Annotated in this window: 12 protein-coding genes; 4 read left to right on the forward strand and 8 right to left on the reverse strand. The window is 42.6% G+C overall.

Going from position 1 to position 20,091, the window contains the following annotated elements; genetic code table 11:
* Positions 1 to 16 precede the first annotated feature (16 nt).
* From EZ437_RS18640 to EZ437_RS18665, 6 genes are all read right to left on the reverse strand, one after another.
* A complete protein-coding gene (locus EZ437_RS18640; protein WP_131597585.1) occupies positions 17 to 1,018 on the reverse strand; it encodes a phosphotransferase enzyme family protein in 1,002 nt (333 codons plus the stop codon).
* Positions 1,019 to 1,021: 3 nt separating this feature from the next.
* A complete protein-coding gene (locus EZ437_RS18645; RefSeq protein WP_131597586.1) occupies positions 1,022 to 1,474 on the reverse strand; it encodes an energy transducer TonB in 453 nt (150 codons plus the stop codon).
* A gap of 232 nt (positions 1,475 to 1,706) precedes the next feature.
* Positions 1,707 to 2,930: an MFS transporter gene (locus tag EZ437_RS18650; RefSeq protein ID WP_131597587.1), complete on the reverse strand. Its 1,224-nt coding sequence runs from the start codon at positions 2,928 to 2,930 to the stop codon at positions 1,707 to 1,709.
* Between the two features lie 419 nt (positions 2,931 to 3,349).
* Positions 3,350 to 4,468, reverse strand: a complete 1,119-nt coding sequence (locus EZ437_RS18655; RefSeq protein ID WP_131597588.1) for a Gfo/Idh/MocA family protein — start codon at positions 4,466 to 4,468, stop codon at positions 3,350 to 3,352.
* 42 nt (positions 4,469 to 4,510) lie between these two features.
* Positions 4,511 to 5,278 (reverse strand): ThuA domain-containing protein, encoded by a 768-nt coding sequence (locus EZ437_RS18660; protein WP_131597589.1) that lies wholly within the window; start codon positions 5,276 to 5,278, stop codon positions 4,511 to 4,513.
* A gap of 519 nt (positions 5,279 to 5,797) precedes the next feature.
* Positions 5,798 to 6,775 carry a GntR family transcriptional regulator gene (locus EZ437_RS18665; RefSeq protein ID WP_131597590.1) on the reverse strand — a complete coding sequence of 326 codons (978 nt, stop codon included), beginning with the start codon at positions 6,773 to 6,775 and terminating at the stop codon, positions 5,798 to 5,800.
* Positions 6,776 to 6,899: 124 nt separating this feature from the next.
* Here EZ437_RS18665 and EZ437_RS18670 point away from each other — a divergent pair, with 124 nt between their 5' ends.
* Complete coding sequence (locus EZ437_RS18670; protein ID WP_131597591.1) at positions 6,900 to 11,390, forward strand: beta-L-arabinofuranosidase domain-containing protein; 4,491 nt, start codon at positions 6,900 to 6,902, stop codon at positions 11,388 to 11,390.
* A 5-nt stretch (positions 11,391 to 11,395) separates the two neighbouring features.
* On the opposite strand, the gene EZ437_RS18675 is transcribed toward EZ437_RS18670, so the two are convergent.
* The gene (locus EZ437_RS18675) at positions 11,396 to 12,832 is read right to left on the reverse strand and encodes a S41 family peptidase (protein WP_131597592.1); all 1,437 of its coding nucleotides are present in this window, start codon (positions 12,830 to 12,832) and stop codon (positions 11,396 to 11,398) included.
* Positions 12,833 to 13,023: 191 nt separating this feature from the next.
* On the opposite strand from EZ437_RS18675, the gene EZ437_RS18680 reads away from it, so the two are divergent.
* Both EZ437_RS18680 and EZ437_RS18685 read left to right on the forward strand, forming a co-directional pair.
* A complete protein-coding gene (locus EZ437_RS18680) occupies positions 13,024 to 15,483 on the forward strand; it encodes a penicillin-binding protein 1A (RefSeq protein WP_131597593.1) in 2,460 nt (819 codons plus the stop codon).
* A 92-nt stretch (positions 15,484 to 15,575) separates the two neighbouring features.
* Positions 15,576 to 18,707, forward strand: a complete 3,132-nt coding sequence (locus EZ437_RS18685) for a basic secretory protein-like protein (protein ID WP_131597594.1) — start codon at positions 15,576 to 15,578, stop codon at positions 18,705 to 18,707.
* 126 nt (positions 18,708 to 18,833) lie between these two features.
* Here EZ437_RS18685 and EZ437_RS18690 read toward each other — a convergent pair whose 3' ends face one another.
* Entirely contained in the window at positions 18,834 to 19,181 is a 348-nt protein-coding gene (locus tag EZ437_RS18690; RefSeq protein WP_131597595.1) for a GIY-YIG nuclease family protein, read from the reverse strand.
* 132 nt (positions 19,182 to 19,313) lie between these two features.
* On the opposite strand from EZ437_RS18690, the gene EZ437_RS18695 reads away from it, so the two are divergent.
* Positions 19,314 to 20,090, forward strand: a complete 777-nt coding sequence (locus EZ437_RS18695; protein WP_131597596.1) for an XRE family transcriptional regulator — start codon at positions 19,314 to 19,316, stop codon at positions 20,088 to 20,090.
* Position 20,091 lies beyond the last annotated feature (1 nt).

Here is a 20,091-nt window from a genome sequence, read left to right on the forward strand (position 1 = left end):
ATCGATCCAGTTATAACTAAATCGGCGCGAGGTACCAGTCAAACCACTTCCTGATCCAGCCTACCCTTTCTTTGATAAACCTTGGGCCAAAAAAGAAGTTGGACCAGTCATCGAAATTATCATAGTGAAAACCGAAATAAAAGACCCACCAGCAAAAGCCGAAATAGGGAATTGCCTCAAACTCAGCCTCAGATAATGGCCGGACACTTCGGTAGCCCTTTATGAAAACAGCAAATGCACGATCGGCCTCTTCCTGACTGATCTTTTGATGTAAAATCAACAAGAAATAATGCGCATAAAATGATGCAAGGTCATTTACCAGGTATCCCTTTCCGGCGAAGTCAAAATCAAAAAATGTTACTGCTCCATGTTGGTCAAAATGAAAGTTCTTGGGGAGCAGATCGTAGTGGCAATATCCCTTAGCAAAGGAATCAAGATCCATTGCGACAATTTTTTCGGTAACCTGTCCAGCCATTGAGACCAGGTCTTCATATTCTGCTTCCAGGCCTTTGAATGAAGGTTTTATTTGTTTAAGTGGCTCAAAAACCATGGAGTTAAGATCAAAATCCTTTCTGGAATGTGAAAGTTCCAGTTTAGCGCTGATCCCATGAATTATGGCAACCTCACGGCCTAATGTAGTAAGCTGGCCATCGTTCAACTCCTGTATCACCTGCCCATTTGCATAAGTAAAAAGCACACCATGTCTTGTCCCCTCAGCAGCATTAAAAGCCTGTATCAAATTTCCCTTAAGATCCTGAATGGGAATAGCAACCCTCGCCCCACCGCGGTGTAGGGCGTTTAAAAGTTCGAGTTCGCCTTCGATCTCATCAAGCTTACGGTGCGAATCTCTGTAGATCTTAAATATGTATTTTGCCTTCAAAGTTTCCAGCAAATAAGTATCTCCTACATTGTGGATCAGGAGCTTGCAGATAGCGTTGCTTAACCCGTATTTTTCTTCGAGTTCATCTTTTAATGCGACAGCAGAAAGTAAAGAGTATTGGGTAGGAAAGATTTGCATGGCTTAAACCCCAAAGCCTACTGCCATATTATATCGCATACGAACAGGTATATCTTTGTAAATCGCAGGGCCTTCAAAGGACATTTTTTTGATTGCCTCTACAGCTGCTTCATCACATCCTTTTCCTAGTTTCCTTAATACTTTAACATTGGAAATACTGCCATCTAGTTCCACGATGAAGGTAACAAAGACTTTCCCATAATGACCGGTTGCCTTAGCTTCTTTTGGGTATACCACAGTCTTTTGGACTTTTTTCTGAAAAGCCGACATACCGCCTTTGAACGGCGGCATTTTATTCACACTGATAAACTCAATTACAGTTGAGTCAGTTTGGAGATATGATCGCTCTGCAATTGATTCTGTAAGGAAAGGTTGATTTTGTTGATCCTTGACACCTTCTTCTGCCATATTGCTTAGGCAAATCGCGGAGCAAGCGAGCGTTAATAGTAATTTCATAAAATATTTGATTAGATTGATTCCTTAAAATTAAGAATTAAATGCGAATCAACAAAACACTTCCCTAGGCGATTATGGTGTCCAATATATCATACCAGGTGGTTTCGAGAGATTAATTTTGTGTGTCTACCAATAGTAAAAGTGTATGGAATTGACTATTCTGGAGCTGGCATAGCATAAAAAAATGCCTCCGGATATCCCGGAGGCATTTTCTATAATAAATATTGAAGTTTTAATGAGCCTTGGTTGCTACCACCGCCTTTTTCTGCCAGAAGTAGAATATCGTAAACAACACGATCAATATGCATGGGAACCAAAGCATCTTAACCAGTGTATCCTGACCTGCCGCAAGTTGTAACGCATCACCTGTAAGGCCGGCAGCTGTATGCACAGCTGTTGAAGAATCAATCCAGCTACCGATAAAAGGCTGGAAAATAGAAGTAGAAAACATCCCTACACCGCCGACAATTGACATCCCTAATGCACCACTTACCGGAACCCGCTGGGCTACTACTGCGATGATCACCGGCCAGTTGAAACATACTCCAAGCCCGAAGATAACGGCCGCTAAATAAGCAATCGGACCGGTAACTGTACTGAACATGTAAATTCCTATGGCTGCAAGGAAAGCCCCGCCCAGTAAAACACCTGTTTGACCCAGTTTATCCACAACAGGACCTGTGAAAATCCTTCCAATCGTCATGACACCGAAAGTTAACGCCAATATAATCATCGCATCTGCGCCACTGCTGCTCAATACTACCGCTACCCATTGGTTGGGGCCAAACTCTGTAATTGCTGTCATCGCCATACAGCAGAATATAAAGATGTAAAGCGGACTAAGCATGGCTTTGAAATTCTTTGAAATAGAGGTTACCCCTTCCACGTGTGCCTTTGGAAACGCTTTTCCATAAAACAAGATTGCATAAGCCACAGTTGGTATCATTAGAATCCAGATCTGAGTCTGCCAGGTTGAACCGGCATCAGTCATGAACTTGGAAATCAAACTACCCAGCACAATTCCTCCGGGGAACCACATGTGGAACCTGCCAAGCATTTTATTTATTTTTTTGTCGTCATACATATCAGCGATCATCGGATTACAGGCAGCTTCAGTGCAACCGTTTCCAAAACCAATGAAAAATGTAGATATCAGCAAGCCAGTATACCCGCCAGCGTAAATGGTAAGCAAAATACCCAGTGTATGGGTTATCACAGCTACCTGCATAATAATTTTAGGTCCAACAGAGTGATACACAAGACCGCCAATAATCATGGAAATGGGGAATCCGAAAAAGAACATTGAATTGATAAAACCTAATTGTTCGGCTGTAAGGCCAAATTCAGTTCCCAACTGAGGAAGAATACCAGCCCTGATACTAAAAGAAAAGGCCGTTGTAATGATGGCTAGACAACTGCCGTTGAATAAAGCACTTCTGTTAATGTTTTCGTTCATAATTTAATGGTTATTTGGTTTGTAAAATTTCAAAAGAGATTAGATAAAGTATTCACGAAATATACAAATTAATTAGAAATCTATATCTGTTGAACAAATTAAAAGAAATTTCCTTTAAATCATGCATTACTGACTCTGTAATAAAAGCGATACGTATTTATCTGGGCATTTATGAGACAGTTATAAAAACTTTTTTTATAAAAGGCCAGAGAAAACTCGTCTGAACTATTGCCAATGGCCGCCATATACTGGCTACTCTTGCGATAAGCCACTTTCTCTTACCAGTTCCTTCAGCCTGGCCCAGTCAATAGTTCTTGTTTTTCAACAGCTACTTCTATAATGTCGAATCCCAAGTAAAAGGTGATTTCCATTGAAATGTACTTACTCCAAATTGCATAGGTGATAAATAAATATGTAAACTAGATTTGGAAATCAGGTATGCTGATGCGTTTTCCGCCGTTCATTGCAGATTCGTGTGCGCAGATGCCCGCACAAGTGTAATTGGCTGCCAGCGCCGCATCAACAGCGGAGTCCCTGCCTTCGACGATCGCGGCAACGAATTCCTGTACTAAATGCGGATGAGAACCTCCGTGACCAGCGCCTTGTAAAAATGATACGTGGTTAGGATCATCTATTTTTTCTCTCTTTGTAAAATTGGCGATCTCCGGAATCAGCTGCTCATCTGTATCAGGCACACTTATTCTGCGTGCATTTTCGCCGCCATCAAATATGATGTGTTCTTCATCCTGGAGCTGCTCCCATTCAAATGACATTTTGGTACCGTAAACATCATAGCTTTCACGATATTGACGAACTACATCAAATAAAGAACGGGTGGCTTCGGCTACTACATCCGAGTTCTTTAAGGTGAAGGTGGCAGTTTCAACCGCGAAAGGTGAGCCGTATCTGCTGGTAAGGTCTTCGCTTAAGCGTCCTGAACCATGACATACTACCGTTTCTGCTGTGGTATTATTGATTTTTAGAAGTGGTGAGATTGCATGGGTTCCGTTCAGCATTGGGGGATATCCTTTCCAATATTCTCCCCATCCGTCCATACTCATATCTTGAATATGTGAACCACGTACAAACTGTATCCGACCCAGTTCGTCGTTTTCTGCTAATTTCAGTCCGTAAAGAAACTCCCTGGTATACAGGGCGGTCTCCATCATCATATATACCTTGTTCACTCTTCTTTTCGCTTCAACAATGGCGGTACAATCTTCTACAGTCATTGCCATTGGAATGGTACAAGCGGTATGTTTATTAGCATTAAGCGAAGCAAGGGTCATTTTTGCATGTTCGGGAACAGGCGTTACAATGTGGATAGCATCCACGTCGTCACGCTTTGGAACGTCTTCAAAATTTGTAAAACACAGGTTTCTATCCAGGTTAAACTTAGTGGCAAGTTCATCTATAGTGTCCTGGTTGCGTGTACAGATGCCAACTGCTTCAATATCCGGGTGATTCTGATAAATAGGAATAAACTCCTTACCAAATCCCATTCCTACTATTACTACGGTGATTTTTTTCTGGTTCATATTTTTTAAGTTAAAATTAGCGGTTATTAAATTGTATGGATTCTATTTACGGCTTACCCACTTCACAGCATTGCGGAGAAGGGTGTGATAAGCAGGCAGGTCATGGGATGAGGAATCATGCCCCAGGGCTAGGCCAATAATACGGGCTTTGGAATTATTGATCACGAATACCGAAGGATAAACCACATCAGAATCCTGCACACTGGCACTTGCCAAAACTTTTATTCCAGGTCCTTTAGGATCTGCTCTATAATAGTAAAGCTCATCGTTTAAGCTGAATTTTTCAGGTACACCGCTGGTAACCGGATGTTTGGCATCGACAACCGTAACCTTGAAAGGCCCATACTTGTCATGGCCGTTGGAGCCGCCAGCTGCCAGCTGAAGGTTGTATTCCGGCCAGTCTTTCCAGTTGTACCAGAGGCCAGCATGTGCTAAAACCAAGCCTTTGCCTGCTGCTGCAAATGCAAAAATGGCTTTGCGTAGAGCGGGGTCTTCCATCGGCTGGTTATTTGCAAGGATCAGCACATCAAGCTCTGCCAGTTGCGGAAGAATCTCGCTTACGTTACTGGTATATTTAACATCTGCGAATCCGTCCTTTGCCAGTGTGGCTACATCGACTTCCTTATACCATTTATCAAAATTATGCGAGGAACCGCCACCAACAATTAAAGTGCGTATGGCAACAGATTTCTTTTGGGCATTGGCGGGAGATTGCACGCTACAGCCGCTTCCCAGTACAGCAAGCATGAACAGAGTTGCCAGCATAATTCTACCTGAGAGGTACCGGATTAAAAATACATTTGATTTCATATTAATACGTTTTTGATTATATAAATTATTTTGTTACGCTCATTATTCCGTTCATTCAATGCCAGTGCCTCGGAAAGGTACAGATTTCGTAGAATACAGAAGCAGAAACGACATAAAGTATATGGCTACGTTATGAGGAACTATAAAGACACGATAAGCTGTGGAGGTAGCGTCGCTGGTAAGTATATTGAATCTGCCTGCAAGTTGCTAAAAAAAGGAAATATGAATATTGACCAGATCGGTTGTTAATGCGGCTTCCAAACGCTGTAAAATTTTAATAAGCAGTTTAAGACAGTCATGGGGAAACAGCCAAATCAATATAGAAATGAGTTTTTGAAGATAACGATATCTTTTGCCTGCCTTAGATAAGTGTTACGATTGACACCAAAATTTAGTCATGATAAGTAAATAGCTAGTCCAACTATTTTCAGTAATAGTTGGACTATACTTGGACTCAACTTGGACTGAACTTGCATTCAGTCAGAATGCTGTACACACTGCAATCAGACTTAATTAGGTTTAAAGAGACTGTCTGATATTCAGCTTCCAGGGGTTTTCAATTGAGGTGACCGACCTTGTATTAATTAGTTTTGCCATGGTTTCACCCATCAGTTTAAAATCGGTGGATAGTGTTGTGATACCTCCCGCAAGCATTTCTTTAAGCGGGGTATCATTATAAGAGATTATACCAAAGTCGGTACCTGCACTAAGATTCTGAAGGGCAGCCTGCTTGAGCAAATCTACCAGGTCCCGGTCCTTCACCACGATAAACAAATCACCTTTTTCTATTTTCCTCTTACCAGTTGCGGAAATGTAGTCATGGTCAAACGCATTCTGAATGCAGAAAGTTTTCAGCCCGTCATATCTTTCTAGCGGTTCCTTCTCCTCTTTCTGAACCATGAAAATACGCTTATATTTCCTGATTTGCTGAACGGCAGACTGCAAAGCTTCATAGGTGTCTTTCTCAAAATTCTGGGCCACAGATGAATATTTACCATTCAGTTCAGGGTGAAAATGGTCCAGTAAAAATGCCCTGCCAGACAAGCCTGCCAGCAATGGATCAATCCCCTGAAATTTTCCTGACATGATGATATAATCTGTGTACTTATTATTGGCATCATTGATCAATGTTTCAAAAACCTTGCGGTTATAGTTATGAAAATAAAGATCGACCGTAACTGAGTTTCCGGTTGCTGCTGTAAATGAATTGAACAGGTCTTCTTTAAATTCATTGAATTCATTGAAAAGAAGGAAAATATGATGGCCTGTCTGCACCTTAGTGCTCGTCACAAAATAGCCTACACCTTGATTCGAACTAATGATGCCCCTCGACATCAGTTCCCGCAGGCCGGCAAATACCGTATCACGCGATAATCCATACTCAGTCCGGAAGTCGTTGATAGAGGGAATACGGTCACCATTCCTGTACTCTTCTGATGCGATGCGGTTAACCACATGGCTGACAACCAGTTTATATTTTGATTTATTTTCTTTCAAACCTCATAAATTACTCCCAAATATACTGACTCATCAGTCAATTAAACAAGGAATTAAATAAATTAGTCATACCAGTTCGTACCAGTTGAAAATATTTATATATTTGGACGTCTAATCATACACAATGAAAAAGAACCATTTCCTTTTAACCCTGGGCTTGACTGCCCTCATCACGAACAGCATGGGACAAAATTCAGGCAACAGCCAGAAAATCCAGCTCGATCAGTCACTCAAAGCCAATATCAATGATGCTTTTTGGAGTCCAAAAATGGAAATATGGAGCACCACCACTGCCACTGATGTACTGAATAAATTTGAAGGACAGCACCTGCCCTTACAGGAAAGGAAAGCCAACAATGTGTTTGAAAACTTTGATAAGATCGCTGCGGGAAAAAAAGGCACAGGTGGCCATGCTGGTCTCCCCTGGTTTGACGGACTGATCTATGAAAGTATACGCGGCATAGGTGATTTGATCGGACAACGGCCTGACCCCGCGCTGCAAGCAAGACTGGATGCTTATATAGACCGTATTTATGCGGCGCAGAAAGCAGACCCTGAAGGCTATATCAATACCTATACCGACTTGATGGAGCCCACTCATCGCTGGGGAGATAATGGCGGAATGCTTAGGTATCAGCACGATGTTTATAATGCAGGAATGCTGATTGAAGCCGGTGTACATTACTACAAGGCGACGGGCAAGACCAAACTTCTTGAAGTAGCTACCCGTTTTGCCAATTACATGAGTAGCCTGATGGGCCCTGTGCCGAAAAGAAATATTGTACCTGCCCATTCCGGTCCTGAAGAAGCAGTTATGAAATTATACCTGCTTTATAAGGACAACCCTGCCCTTAAAAAGACCATAGGTATTCCGGTAGACGAAAAAGCCTATTTTGACCTCGTAAAATTCTGGATCGAAAACCGTGGTAACCATATGGGCTTTCCGCTTTGGCAGACTTGGGGCAATGACAAAGCCGAAAAGTGGATCAAAGATGTAAAATATAATGAAGGAACAGTAACAAGTGCTACCCGGCCTACCTGGGGAGACTATGCACAGGATTCGATATCTGTTTTTAAGCAGAAAACCATTGAAGGACATGCAGTGCGCGCCACATTGCTGGCTACAGCCATTACTGCAGTAGCCCTGGAAAATCATGACCCTCAATACATTCAAACTGCTGATCAGCTCTGGGACAATATGGTGGGCCGTCGCATGTTCGTAACAGGAGGGGTAGGTGCTATAGCGCACGACGAGAAGTTCGGACCAGACTATTTCCTGCCTACTGATGCCTATCTGGAAACCTGTGCGGCCGTAGGAGCTGGCTTTTTCAGTCAGCGAATGAATGAACTCACCGGAGACGGTAAATATATGGACGAGTTTGAACGGGTACTCTACAACAATGTCCTTACCGGTGTTTCGCTATCGGGAGACAAGTATACCTATCAGAATCCGCTAAACGCGCATGATCATTCACGCTGGGAATGGCACTCCTGCCCTTGCTGTCCGCCGATGTTTCTTAAAATGGTGTCTGAACTACCCAATTATATCTATGCTTCTTCGGGCGATCGCCTGTATGTGAACATGTTTATAGGCAGTGATGCCAATATCTTACTGGCTAAAAAAACCAAAGTAAGCATCTCACAGAAAACCAATTATCCATGGGAAGGTAAGGTAACGATACAGGTGGATCCGGAAAAGCAATCGGCATTCAGCCTAAGCGTCCGTATTCCCGGTTGGGCACGTGGTAGAGAAAACCCTTACGATCTTTACCGTTCAGACCTTGCAGCATCATATACCATCAGCTTGAACGGAAATCCTGTAAACGCTCAGTTGGAAAATGGGTATGCGACAATTAGCAGGAAGTGGAAAAAAGGCGACAAAGTAGAACTGGAACTGCCTGTGAAGCCACGCCTGGTAACGGCGAACAAACAGGTAAAGGACCTGAGAGGGATGGTGACCATTGCCTCCGGCCCCATCGTATACAGCGTGGAAGTTGCTGACAATGAAAATATTGACCAATTACAGATCGACACCAATACCTCATTACAATTGCAACACCGCAAGGATCTGTTGAACGGTGTGAATGTAGTGACCGGCAAATCAGCGGGTGGCAAGACTTTTACCGCCATTCCATATTATGCGGTAGGCAATAGGGAACAAAAGGGTTATAAGGTATGGATACCTGTTCCCCAGACCTCCCGTATCAAGGTAAATGGCAGCCGGATTGAAAATACAGTGAGTCCGCTATTATACGGTTCAAATATTGAAGATGTAAACCACGAGATCTATGGGGGTTTTTACGACCAGCGCATTTTTGGGGAAAGCTTTGAGGAACCATCGACCGGTGTAAATTATAACGACTGGCAAAAATATACTGGCTACTGGACGGCCAAAGATGGTGCAGTGGAGATTATTCCCGGCCGAAATACGCATAGTGATGTGGAGATGAACGGCAACCACAAAATCGGCGTAGAACCTGACCATAGTGCCAAACTGATCTATCAGTCCAGGGGATTTGCCAATGGTACGGTGGAGGCCGAAATGAGGTTCACGGGAAAAGGCGAAAGCGCAGCGCTGCTGGTACGTGTAGCAAACGCAGGTGTTGGTAATGATGTCTTTGACGGATATGAAATCAGCCTTAACCGTGACGGAAAGCGCTTAATGATAGGCAAGCATCTGCAAAACTTTGAACTGCTAAAGGAGGCTTCGGTAAATTTTGATCCGCTGGTCTGGAACAAACTAAAAGTAATACTGAATGGCTCTAAAATAACAGTATCCCTGAATGGTCAGTCTGTACTTTCTTTTACAGACGAGCGCAATCCGTTGCCTGCAGGCAAGATAGGTCTGCGTACCTGGAGATCGGCTGTGGAATTCAGGAATGTGAAAATCCAGGAAGAAGGAAAGACAACATTATTAAAGCTGGTAAACGCGGCAAGCGATCAGATAAGTTATAATTGGGACATCATCCGTTCTGGCAATGTAAAAGCGAGTTTTGCATTGGACAGCACAACTGCGTATAATGGGAAGAAATCGCAGGTGATTACCTTTTCAGCCGGCATTGGGAAGGCGGGTATTGCCAATCGAAGTCTGAACCGCTGGGGCATCGCCCTGCACAGTGGTCAGGTGCTGCAGGGAAGACTTTACCTGAAAGAGGCAAAGTCTGGCGGACAGGCTACTATAGCGCTGGAAAGTGCAGACGGCAGTAAGACGTATGCTGTAAAAAAGATAACAGGGATAGGTACTTCCTGGAAAAAATTTCCCTTCAGCCTTACTGCAAATGCTAACGATCCTCATGCCAGACTGACTGTATATTTAAATACACCGGGCAAACTGTGGGTGGATCAGGTAGTATTGACGGGAACAGGCAGCGAGCAATTTAAAGGTTTGCCTGTCAGGGCTGATATCGGCAATATGCTTGTGGCTCAGGGCCTGACATTTTTGCGCTATGCGGGCACAATGGTAAATTCACCTGAATATAAGTTTAAGAACATGATCGGTGATCCGGATAAGCGCCCCCCGTACCGTGGGCATTGGAACCACTATACCACCAATGGCTTTGGGATTGAAGAGTTTCTGCAGTTTTGTGAGGCTACCGCTATCACCCCTTCTTTTGCAGTCAATATTTATGAAACTCCTCAGGATATGGCCGATATGGTGGAATATATGAACGGCGACGTATCGACCCTATGGGGTGCAAAACGGGCTAAGAACGGGCATCCTAAACCATATGGTGTAAAATACATCGAGATTGGAAACGAAGAAGTCATCTTTAATGGTGACAACAGGAAAGCCTACGAAGACTATGTAACCCGGTTTAACCTGCTCTATCAGGCCATGAAGCAGAAGGACAACTCATTGAGCTTTATCCATGCGGCATGGTGGCGTCCGGAATCGCCCAATATGGAATATGTGTTTCGTGAGCTAAATGGCAAAGCTGACTACTGGGACCTGCATGTAGGCGGAGACGATCCGAAGGCTGGCCTGGAGACTGACAAACAACTGACTGCAATGCTGCGTCAGTTTAAGCAGTGGGACCCGCAGACAACTATGAAGATAGCGGTGTTTGAAGAGAACGGCAGCAAGCACGGCATTCAGCGGGCACTGGGGCATGCGACCAATCTAAATGCCATCAGAAGGCATAGTGAATCGGTACTGACTTCCAGTCCGGCCAATGCTTTGCAGCCCTACCTGCAGAATGACAATGACTGGGACCAGGGGCAGATTTTCTTTACTTCAGACAAGGTATGGGGTATGCCTCCGTTTTATTCACAAAAAATGCAGGCCGAAAATCATCTGCCCCTGCGGGTGCAGGTGGAAGCAGATGGCTTACTTGACGTAACGGCTACCCGTAATGAACCGGGAGATACTTTAGCGCTGCATGTAGTGAACACGGGACCTGAACTATTGAGTACATTGGAAATTGCCGGATTTGAGAACCGCAGTGACGATGCTGAAGTATATGTGCTAGATGGAGACCTGAATGCCAGAAATACCCCACAAGATCCTGAAAGGTATAAGACCAAGTATAATCGGATAATAATAAGTGGCAACACTCCAAAATATGCATTCCCTGCAAATTCCTATACGATATTGAAGTTCAGCAGACGTCGATAATGAAGCTATTTATGTTTGGAAAGGTCATTCTTTACAAAATCGACCCACTTCCATTGCGGCAGGACAGAGAGGTCTACCTCCGGAATAAAACCTGTCTGATCTATCGGAGCTTTATCCGTCCAGCTTGATTTCGTGTCTGGAATTACGAGATGGTAGTCCTTAAACGGCAGGGCTGTCCGTTGCGGCATACCCAAATAGTCCATCATTCCGAATGTGCGGTCGCCATACCTGGTGATTTTGTCACTTTGTCTGGATATGTGGAAAAAATATTCAGCAGAACTGCCGCAGAGGTCATCAAAAATGAGGGCAATCTTTTTAGGGAACTTAGCCACCGAATCAAGCGGTATAGTAATGGAAGGTATCGGATAATAAACCTCTTTGGAAACTGGGATCTCTTCATAAGCCCTGAGTAATGTAAGCATATATGCAGGAGTAAAATACTTTTTCATCTCATCTGATACCGGGTTTTTAACTACAGGCTCCATTTCAGCAAGGTTCCTTTTAATATTGTCGGCCGATAACCGCAAATAACTTTCACCCTGATCGATTGGCCTGGTCATAAAATAAGGAAGCAGGTAGGACCAGCCTGTGTTGCCCCCGCCGTTACCTCTCAGATCCACGATCAGGTACGAAGCCTTTTTGATGCTGGCATCATTGTCAGCTATCAGTTTCTGAACTAAATTATCCCGACTGAACGTAGGTATCTTCAAATAGGCTGTTTTCTGATCCAGCATTTTAAACTGCAGTCCAAAATTATAGTTTCTCCATGTAGTAAGTTCCGTCTGCTCTCCAAGTGTCATCTGACCTGGAAACACCTTACCCCAGAGTTCTATATTCCAAAGCCTTAGCAAACCACCGTGCAACCTGGCTGGATATGCGGCAGTCATGAAATTGTACTTGGTAAAGGAGTATCCTTCCGGTGTTTTCGTTAAGTTAGCATATACAAGACCTATAGGGGTTTCTTTTACAGTGCTCTTTATGACCACGGCCTGGTAGTTATCTTTTCCATTATTCTGAACAGCAATGCTGACCGAAGAATCGGGATTGGTCCAGATGCCTTCAATGCCCCTGGCTGGGTTTTTCTGCAGGGATTTCCGGTAATCACTTTCTGTAAGTTTGGAAAACACCTTGTCACCCTCATTGTGCAATGAAAGGGCAACATCAAAGTGCCTGTCTTTAAAGAAAGTAACGTAGGTACTGATTAGAGAAAAGCAACGTTTAGGATCTGTTTCCTTTGCTGCTTTCTTTTGAAGGTTTGTGACCATAGCCTGGTAAGCGGGCCTTGTTTGTGCAGTTACTTTGTCAGGGAAACCGGCATAATTCGCCTCTGTTTTTTCGAGGGTAAGATTGAAGTTTTCCAGGCAATTGCAAGTATCATTCTGAGAAACCACATTGGATAACAGGCCTGTAAAAAGCAAAAAGAGCATAAAAGTTTGTTTCATAGAATCTAAATTAGCACAAAAAACACTGACTTTAGTGAAATTTTTTTACTGCGAAGATCCCTGAAATTTTTCCCTTTTTGATTTTGATCAATTCAATGCACAAGTTTAAGTAAATTAAATACGTTATTTGTACTTCAAGTTTTAACACTATTTAACACTAAGAGTTTTACGTTTTTTTTGATCTTTATCACATGTTTAAAGAAATTCGCAATAAGTACATTCGTTATCCAAGCATAGCCCTTTTCTGTATCATCATTTTCTTTTGCGCATTACAGCTTAATTTCTTATGGTTATTTGGCTACTCCCCTTCCAAAAAAGATGTTAAATTCCCAACACTCCGGGTGGGTTCGGAACTGTATACTGCCGACGGCAAGTTAATAGGCCGGTATTTTAAAGAAAACCGTACCCCAGTTAATTTCGGGGAAATATCGCCCAGTGCAATCAATGCACTGGTAGCTACCGAAGATGTGCGTTTTTACAGCCATATGGGCATAGATTTTCGTTCCTTATTGTCGAGCGGAATTTCTACAGCTACGGGCGACAGAAGAGGCGCCAGTACTATCACCCAGCAACTGGCTAAAAATCTTTATCGGACACGTTACAACAAATCGCAGGGATTTTTGAGTAAAATACCCCTGTTGAGAACCCTCATTCCTAAACTTAAAGAATGGCTGACTGCTGTAAAACTGGAGGCTAACTACAGCAAAAATGACATCCTCACCATGTACCTGAATACAGTATCGTTTGGAAACAATACCTATGGGATTAAAACCGCTGCAAGGATCTATTTTGATAAAGAAACAAATCAGCTGGATGTTCCTGAATCTGCCTTGCTGATCGGCATGCTAAAAGGCACCTCCCTATATAACCCGATCAAAAATCCTGAAAAGGCGCTGGAACGCCGTAATGTGGCACTGGCCCAAATGAATAAATATGAATACATTACCTCAGAACAGTTAAAAACGCACAAAGCTGCGCCACTGAAGCTCAAAGAAGGAAGGGTGGACGCGGGAAGTGATGGTGATTCTTATTTAAGGGCTGCTGTAGATAAGTACCTGGAAAAATGGTGTAAAGAGAATAATTACGACCTATATGAGGATGGCCTGAAGATCTATACAACCATAGATTCTAAACTGCAGCTTTACGCGGAAGAAGCTGTAGCTGAACAAATGAAGACACTGCAAAGGCGATTTTACAGTGTTTGGGGAAATGAAGACCCCTGGGAAGACTCTGAAAAGAAAAAGGTAGACTATCCAGCCCGTGCTATGAAAAAACTGCCAGTCTATGCCATGCTGGAAAAGAAATACCCGAATAATCCAGATTCGGTAGCGGCTTATTTCAACCGGAAAAAGAAGATGAAGATCTTTACCTGGAAAGGTGATCGGGATACGCTTTTTTCTACACTTGATTCTATCCGCTATTATGGCAAGATTCTAAATACCGGCATGATGACCTTAGATCCTTTCAATGGCAAGATTAAGGTATGGGTAGGCGGTATAGATCATAAATTTTTTAAATATGACCATGTAAATCAGGCTAAGCGTCAAGCAGGCTCTACTTTTAAGCCATTTGCTTACCTGGCTGCGCTTGAATCGGGCATGAGCCCATGCGATAAGTTTACGGATAAACCTGTTAAAATAGAATATCAGGAAAATGGTAAGACGGAATATTGGGAGCCTAAAAATTCAGACTGGAACATTACTTACAGAGAAATGTCGCTGCGCTGGGCCATGGCAAAATCGGTGAATACCATTACCGCTCAGGTAACTGAAAAAGTTGGTGCCGATAATGTGGTAAAATGGGCGTATGAATGTGGCATAGACAGTCGACTTGCATCTGTACCTTCGGTAAGCCTTGGGCCTAATGATGTGTCAGTTTTTGAAATGGTAAAGGCATACGGCACATTTCTGAACGGCGGCCTCCGTACCGAACCGATTTTGGTAGAAAAGATTACGGATCTGGACGACAATATTATCAAGGAATTTACAGCAAAGACTAAAAGGGTACTAACAGAAGAGATCGCGTGGCTAATGCTTTACATGTTTAGGGGTGGAATGGAAGAGCCGGGCGGAACGTCGCAGGCGCTATGGGAATGGGACCTTTGGAAAAACAACAACCAGATCGGCGGCAAGACCGGTACCTCTTCGGATTATGTTGATGCATGGTATATGGGAATCACTAAAGACCTGGTGACGGGTGTATGGGTAGGCTGTGATGAGCGTACCGCACATTTTAAAAATGGTGAAACGGGTGAAGGATCGAGAACTGCCCTTCCAATTTTCGCTAAATTTATGGAGAAGGTGTACAAAGATCCTGAATCGGGATATAAAGAAGGTCGTTTCCCTAAATCGGCAGTCAAAATCACCCGTGACATTGACTGTCCGACACCAAGAATTGAAGTGGATACTACGTTAACAGACAGCCTGGCCGTTGACTCCACCGAATTTGAAATTCCTGTGATAGAAGATCCGCAACCTATTCAGAAGGAGGAAATTCCTCAAAAGCAGGAACAAAACAAAACTACTCCTGATCCTGTTAAACCAACTGTAGTAGCGCCAGAGCTAACCAGAAAAGAAGAGCGTCTACTGAAAAGAAAGCAGCGCCAGGAAGAGAAGGAGAAAGAGAAGGCAGATAAAAAACCGGGAGAATAATTTATGATTGCTTCAAAATCAATAAAAAAGAAAATACTTACTACTGAAAAATTCGTAAATTTAATACTGACTAAAAACTAAATTCATATTATATGATAATGACTGCTACATTTTTAAGGAAACTGATTCCCCTGTTAGTAATCCTAATAGTATCTGTCCTTTCTGTCCAGGCACAATACTTTGGACAAAATAAGGTAAGATACAAGAATGAGAAGTTTAAAGTGCTGCAAACCCCACACTTTGAATTGTATTATTACCTTAAAAATGAAAAGCTGATTGAGAAGTTTGCTCAGGATGCGGAAACCTGGTACAAAATGCACCAGGAAATCTTCAGAGATACATTCCTGACTAAAAATCCGATCATACTGTACAGCAATCATCCAGATTTTCAGCAAACAACTGCGCTTCAGGGTGATATTGGTATCGGTACAGGGGGTGTGACCGAAGCGCTCAAAAACAGGGTAATCATGCCAGTTATGGAACTGAACAACCAGACTAGGCACGTACTTGGGCACGAGCTCGTACACGCATTTCAGTATCATATCCTTCTGGAAAAGGATTCTGTAGGCCTGGAAGGTGTGAGCCAGATACCTTTGTGGATGATCGAGGGTATGGCAGAATACCTGTCTGTAGGAAAGGTCGATGCATTTACCTCTATGTGGATGCGGGACGCCTTGCTAAACAGGGACATTCCCTCTCTTAAAGACCTTACCAATTCAAATAAATACTTCCCATATAGGTACGGACAGGCATTCTGGACCTTTGTAGGATCTGTATATGGCGATACAACGATTGTTCCGCTATTTAAAGCAACAGCAAGATTTGGCTATGAAAATGGCTTGAGGTATACTTTTGGCTATGACGACAATACGCTTTCAGGCCTTTGGAAAAATGCCATTGAGTCTCACTATCGGCCTATGCTAAAACCCGACAGCTCGCAGATCAGGATCAGTGGCACTAAGATCATCGACAATAAAAATGCGGGCAATATGAACGTAGCACCTTCGTTAAGTCCGGATGGTAAGTACGTCGCATTTATGTCTGAAAAGGATCTCTTTGGTATAGACCTCTTTCTGGCAGATGCGAAGACTGGAAAGATTCTCAGGAAGCTGAGCAGCCAGATCTCGAATACGCACATCGATGATTTTAATTTTCTTGAATCTGCCGGCACATGGTCGCCGGATGGTAAGCAATTTGCCTTTAGTATCTTTAGCAAGGGAAAAAACCAGCTGATGATTATTAATATAGACAATGGCAGTGTAGCACTGCGTGCAGATATGGCTCAGGTAGCCCAGTTCGGAAATCTGACCTGGTCACCAAATGGTGAGGAAATAGCGTTCTCAGGCATGGTAGAAGGCCAGAGTGATATCTTTTCGTATAATCTTAAGACTAAGAACATTTCTCAGATCACCAACGACAGCTACTCTGACTATGCACCAAACTTCTCTCCGGATGGAAAGAAAATCGCTTTCTCATCAGACAGGGCTTCAGTATTGAAGAAAGAAAACAATGCAGTTCATCCCATTAACCTAACGATATACGATATAGAAAGCAAATCTTTAAGTGATGTTCCTGTATTTCCAGGCGCCAACAATTTGAACGCCCAGTTTTCTGGCGACAGCAAAAGATTGTTCTTTTTATCAAACCGAGATGGTTTTAGGAATTTGTATGAATATACCCTGGCAGATAATTCCGTGAAACAAATGACTGATTATTTTACCGGCATCAGCGGGATCACAGAATTCTCTCCGGCGATCTCTGTATCCAGAAATGATGACATCGTATATAGCTATTACAGGTATCAGAGATATACACTTTACAATTCGCCGCTCAGCAATTTCAGGTCGAAGTCTGTTGACGCCAACGAGGTAAACTTTGATGCAGCAGTATTACCACCCAAAGAAAGTATTGGGGTCGATATTGTAAATTCAAACCTGGGCAACTTTGAGCGTTTTGAAAAAACGGTTGCCGACTCCATGAAACTGGTTGAGTACAGGCCTAAGTTTAAACTGGATTACCTGGCCAATAGTGGCGTGGGTGTATCAACCAGCAGATTTGGAACAGGTGTTCAAGGCGGTATTGTCGGCATGTTCAGTGATATTCTGGGTAGAAACCAGATCATAGCTAACTTGTCGGTAAATGGCGAGATCTATGATTTTGGAGGCTTGGTAGGATACATCAACCAGGCAAGCAGGATCAATTGGGGCGTAGCAGTATCACACATTCCTTATGTCACAGGTTTTAGAGACCTGGCGATTGAGCAGATCGACAGGGGGGATGGGACCAGCATCAATGTGATTAGCGACCGTACTAATTTAATCCGGACTTTTGAAGATCAGGTTCAGTTGTTCGGTGCATACCCTTTCAGTAAAGTTCACAGGTTTGAAGCGGGGGGTGCTTTCTCGCATTATAGCTATCGCATTGATCAGATAAGCAACTACTATGAGGACCTTGGAGGTTATCCTGGCTACTACCTGGGCTCCGAAAGAAAAAAGGTGTCTAATGCAGAGGCTTCAACTCAACTTAATGCTTCTTTTGAAGCCTTTACCATTTTTCAGCTAAATGCGTCTTTTGTTGGAGATAATTCAATCACAGGAATCACTTCACCACTGGATGGATTTAGATATAGGATAGGTGCCGAACAGTATTTTGGCGACTACAACTTTTCTGCGGTCACAGTAGACGTCAGGAAATATGTACGTGTTAAGCCCTTTACTTTTGCTGCCCGGTCTTACAATTATATCAGAATTGGTAGGGATGGTGAAAACCTATACCCATTGTATGCCGGATATCCATACCTGATAAGGGGTTACGAGGCAAATTCGATGTATAAAAGCACCAATATAGGCTCTGGAAACTTTGATATCAACCAGTTGTCAGGAAGTAAAATAGCGGTGGCAAACTTTGAGGTACGCCTGCCTTTTACCGGCCCTAAAAAACTTTCCCAGATTCCATCAAAATTCTTATTTACGGATTTAAATCTATTCTTTGATGCAGGTCTGGCCTGGGATGAAGACTCCAGCATTGCTTTCAAAAGTCAGCCTAATGGAGAATTACTGGAGAATGGCAAACCTGCCGAGCGTGTACCTGCTTTAAGTGCCGGTATTTCATTGAGAGTAAATGTATTTGGATATTTCATCCTTGAACCTTATTACGCCTTCCCTTTCCAGCGTAAAGATGTAAAAGCCGGAGTGTTTGGCCTGGCTTTCGCACCGGGATGGTAATTGGTGATCATAAAGAAATTAATATTGAACAGTAGAAATTCAGTTTAATACTTAAACTAATATAAAACTTAATAGCACATCGTAACTGGTGTGCTATTTTATTTTGTACTATCTGGTACTGAAATTTTATGACAGCATAAAAGGCAGGTTTACCTGATTGATCATCTTCTTGCTGGAAGTAATGTGCTCAAAATCCAATCCTATAGTAAGATCGATCCAGTCAGGGTTACATGACCTTACCACACGTTCTTTCTGCATTCTTGTAAATTTGCTCATCAGTTTAAAACGGCTTAAAGCCTGTGCCTCCGTCTTGAACTCCTCGAAATACACCAGTCTTGTCAACTGCTGACCGCTGTCAAAAAACAAACAAGGCATTTGCTTATAGAAATCCAGTGTCTTAATCAAATCTGAACTCATCCCAACATGTAAACTGGTCCTGTTTCTGTCTGTAACAATGTAAACGAATTTTTTCATGGCCTTCGGCTTTAAATTTAAACTAATTTAATTAGTAGCACTATTGGATATATCAATAAGTATTACTAACTTTATTGGCACAATAATACTAACTATTTTAGTAAAAACAAATAAATTTTAAAATTTTATTTTATGTCAAACATTTCCTCCAATCTTAAGTACCTAAGAAAGAAAAAAGGCCACACACAACAGCAATTCGCTGATGCTATGGAAATTAAAAGATCACTCATCGGAGCTTATGAAGAAGACAGGGCAGAACCGAAATACGATTTACTAAAAAGAATAGCAGAGTACTTTGACCTGACCATAGATGAATTCATTAATGAAAACATCAACGATAGCTGGAAACCTAAACTAAAAAGCCAGGGTTCCAATCTTAGGGTACTGAGCATATCAGTAGACAAGGATGACAATGAAAATATCGAAATGGTACCAGTAAAGGCAAGCGCAGGTTATCTTAACGGATTCTCGGATCCACAATATATCAAAGACCTCCCTAAATTTCAGCTGCCCCTGCCCTTTTTAAAACAAGGAACGTTCAGGGCTTTTGAAATAATTGGGGATTCGATGCTGCCTATTCAATCCGGAAGCATCATACTGGCGGAATACCTGGACAACTGGAACGACGTAAAGACAGGCGAAACCTATATCATTATTAGCAAAAATGAAGGTGTAGTATACAAAAGGGCTGGAAACAGATTTAAAGACAATAAAGAACTAAAATTGATTTCTGACAATAAAGTATACGATCCTTACTCCGTATCGTCTGAAGATATCCTGGAAATATGGAAAGCCAAAGCCTATATCTCTTCTACACTCCCCGACCCTACACCAGAGCCTACAATAGAAACGCTGACCAATATGATGTCTCAAATGCAGAAGTCAATCTCTCAGTTAAATAAAAACTAGG

The organism is Pedobacter psychroterrae (genome assembly GCF_004331695.1).
Lineage (GTDB): Bacteria > Bacteroidota > Bacteroidia > Sphingobacteriales > Sphingobacteriaceae > Pedobacter > Pedobacter psychroterrae.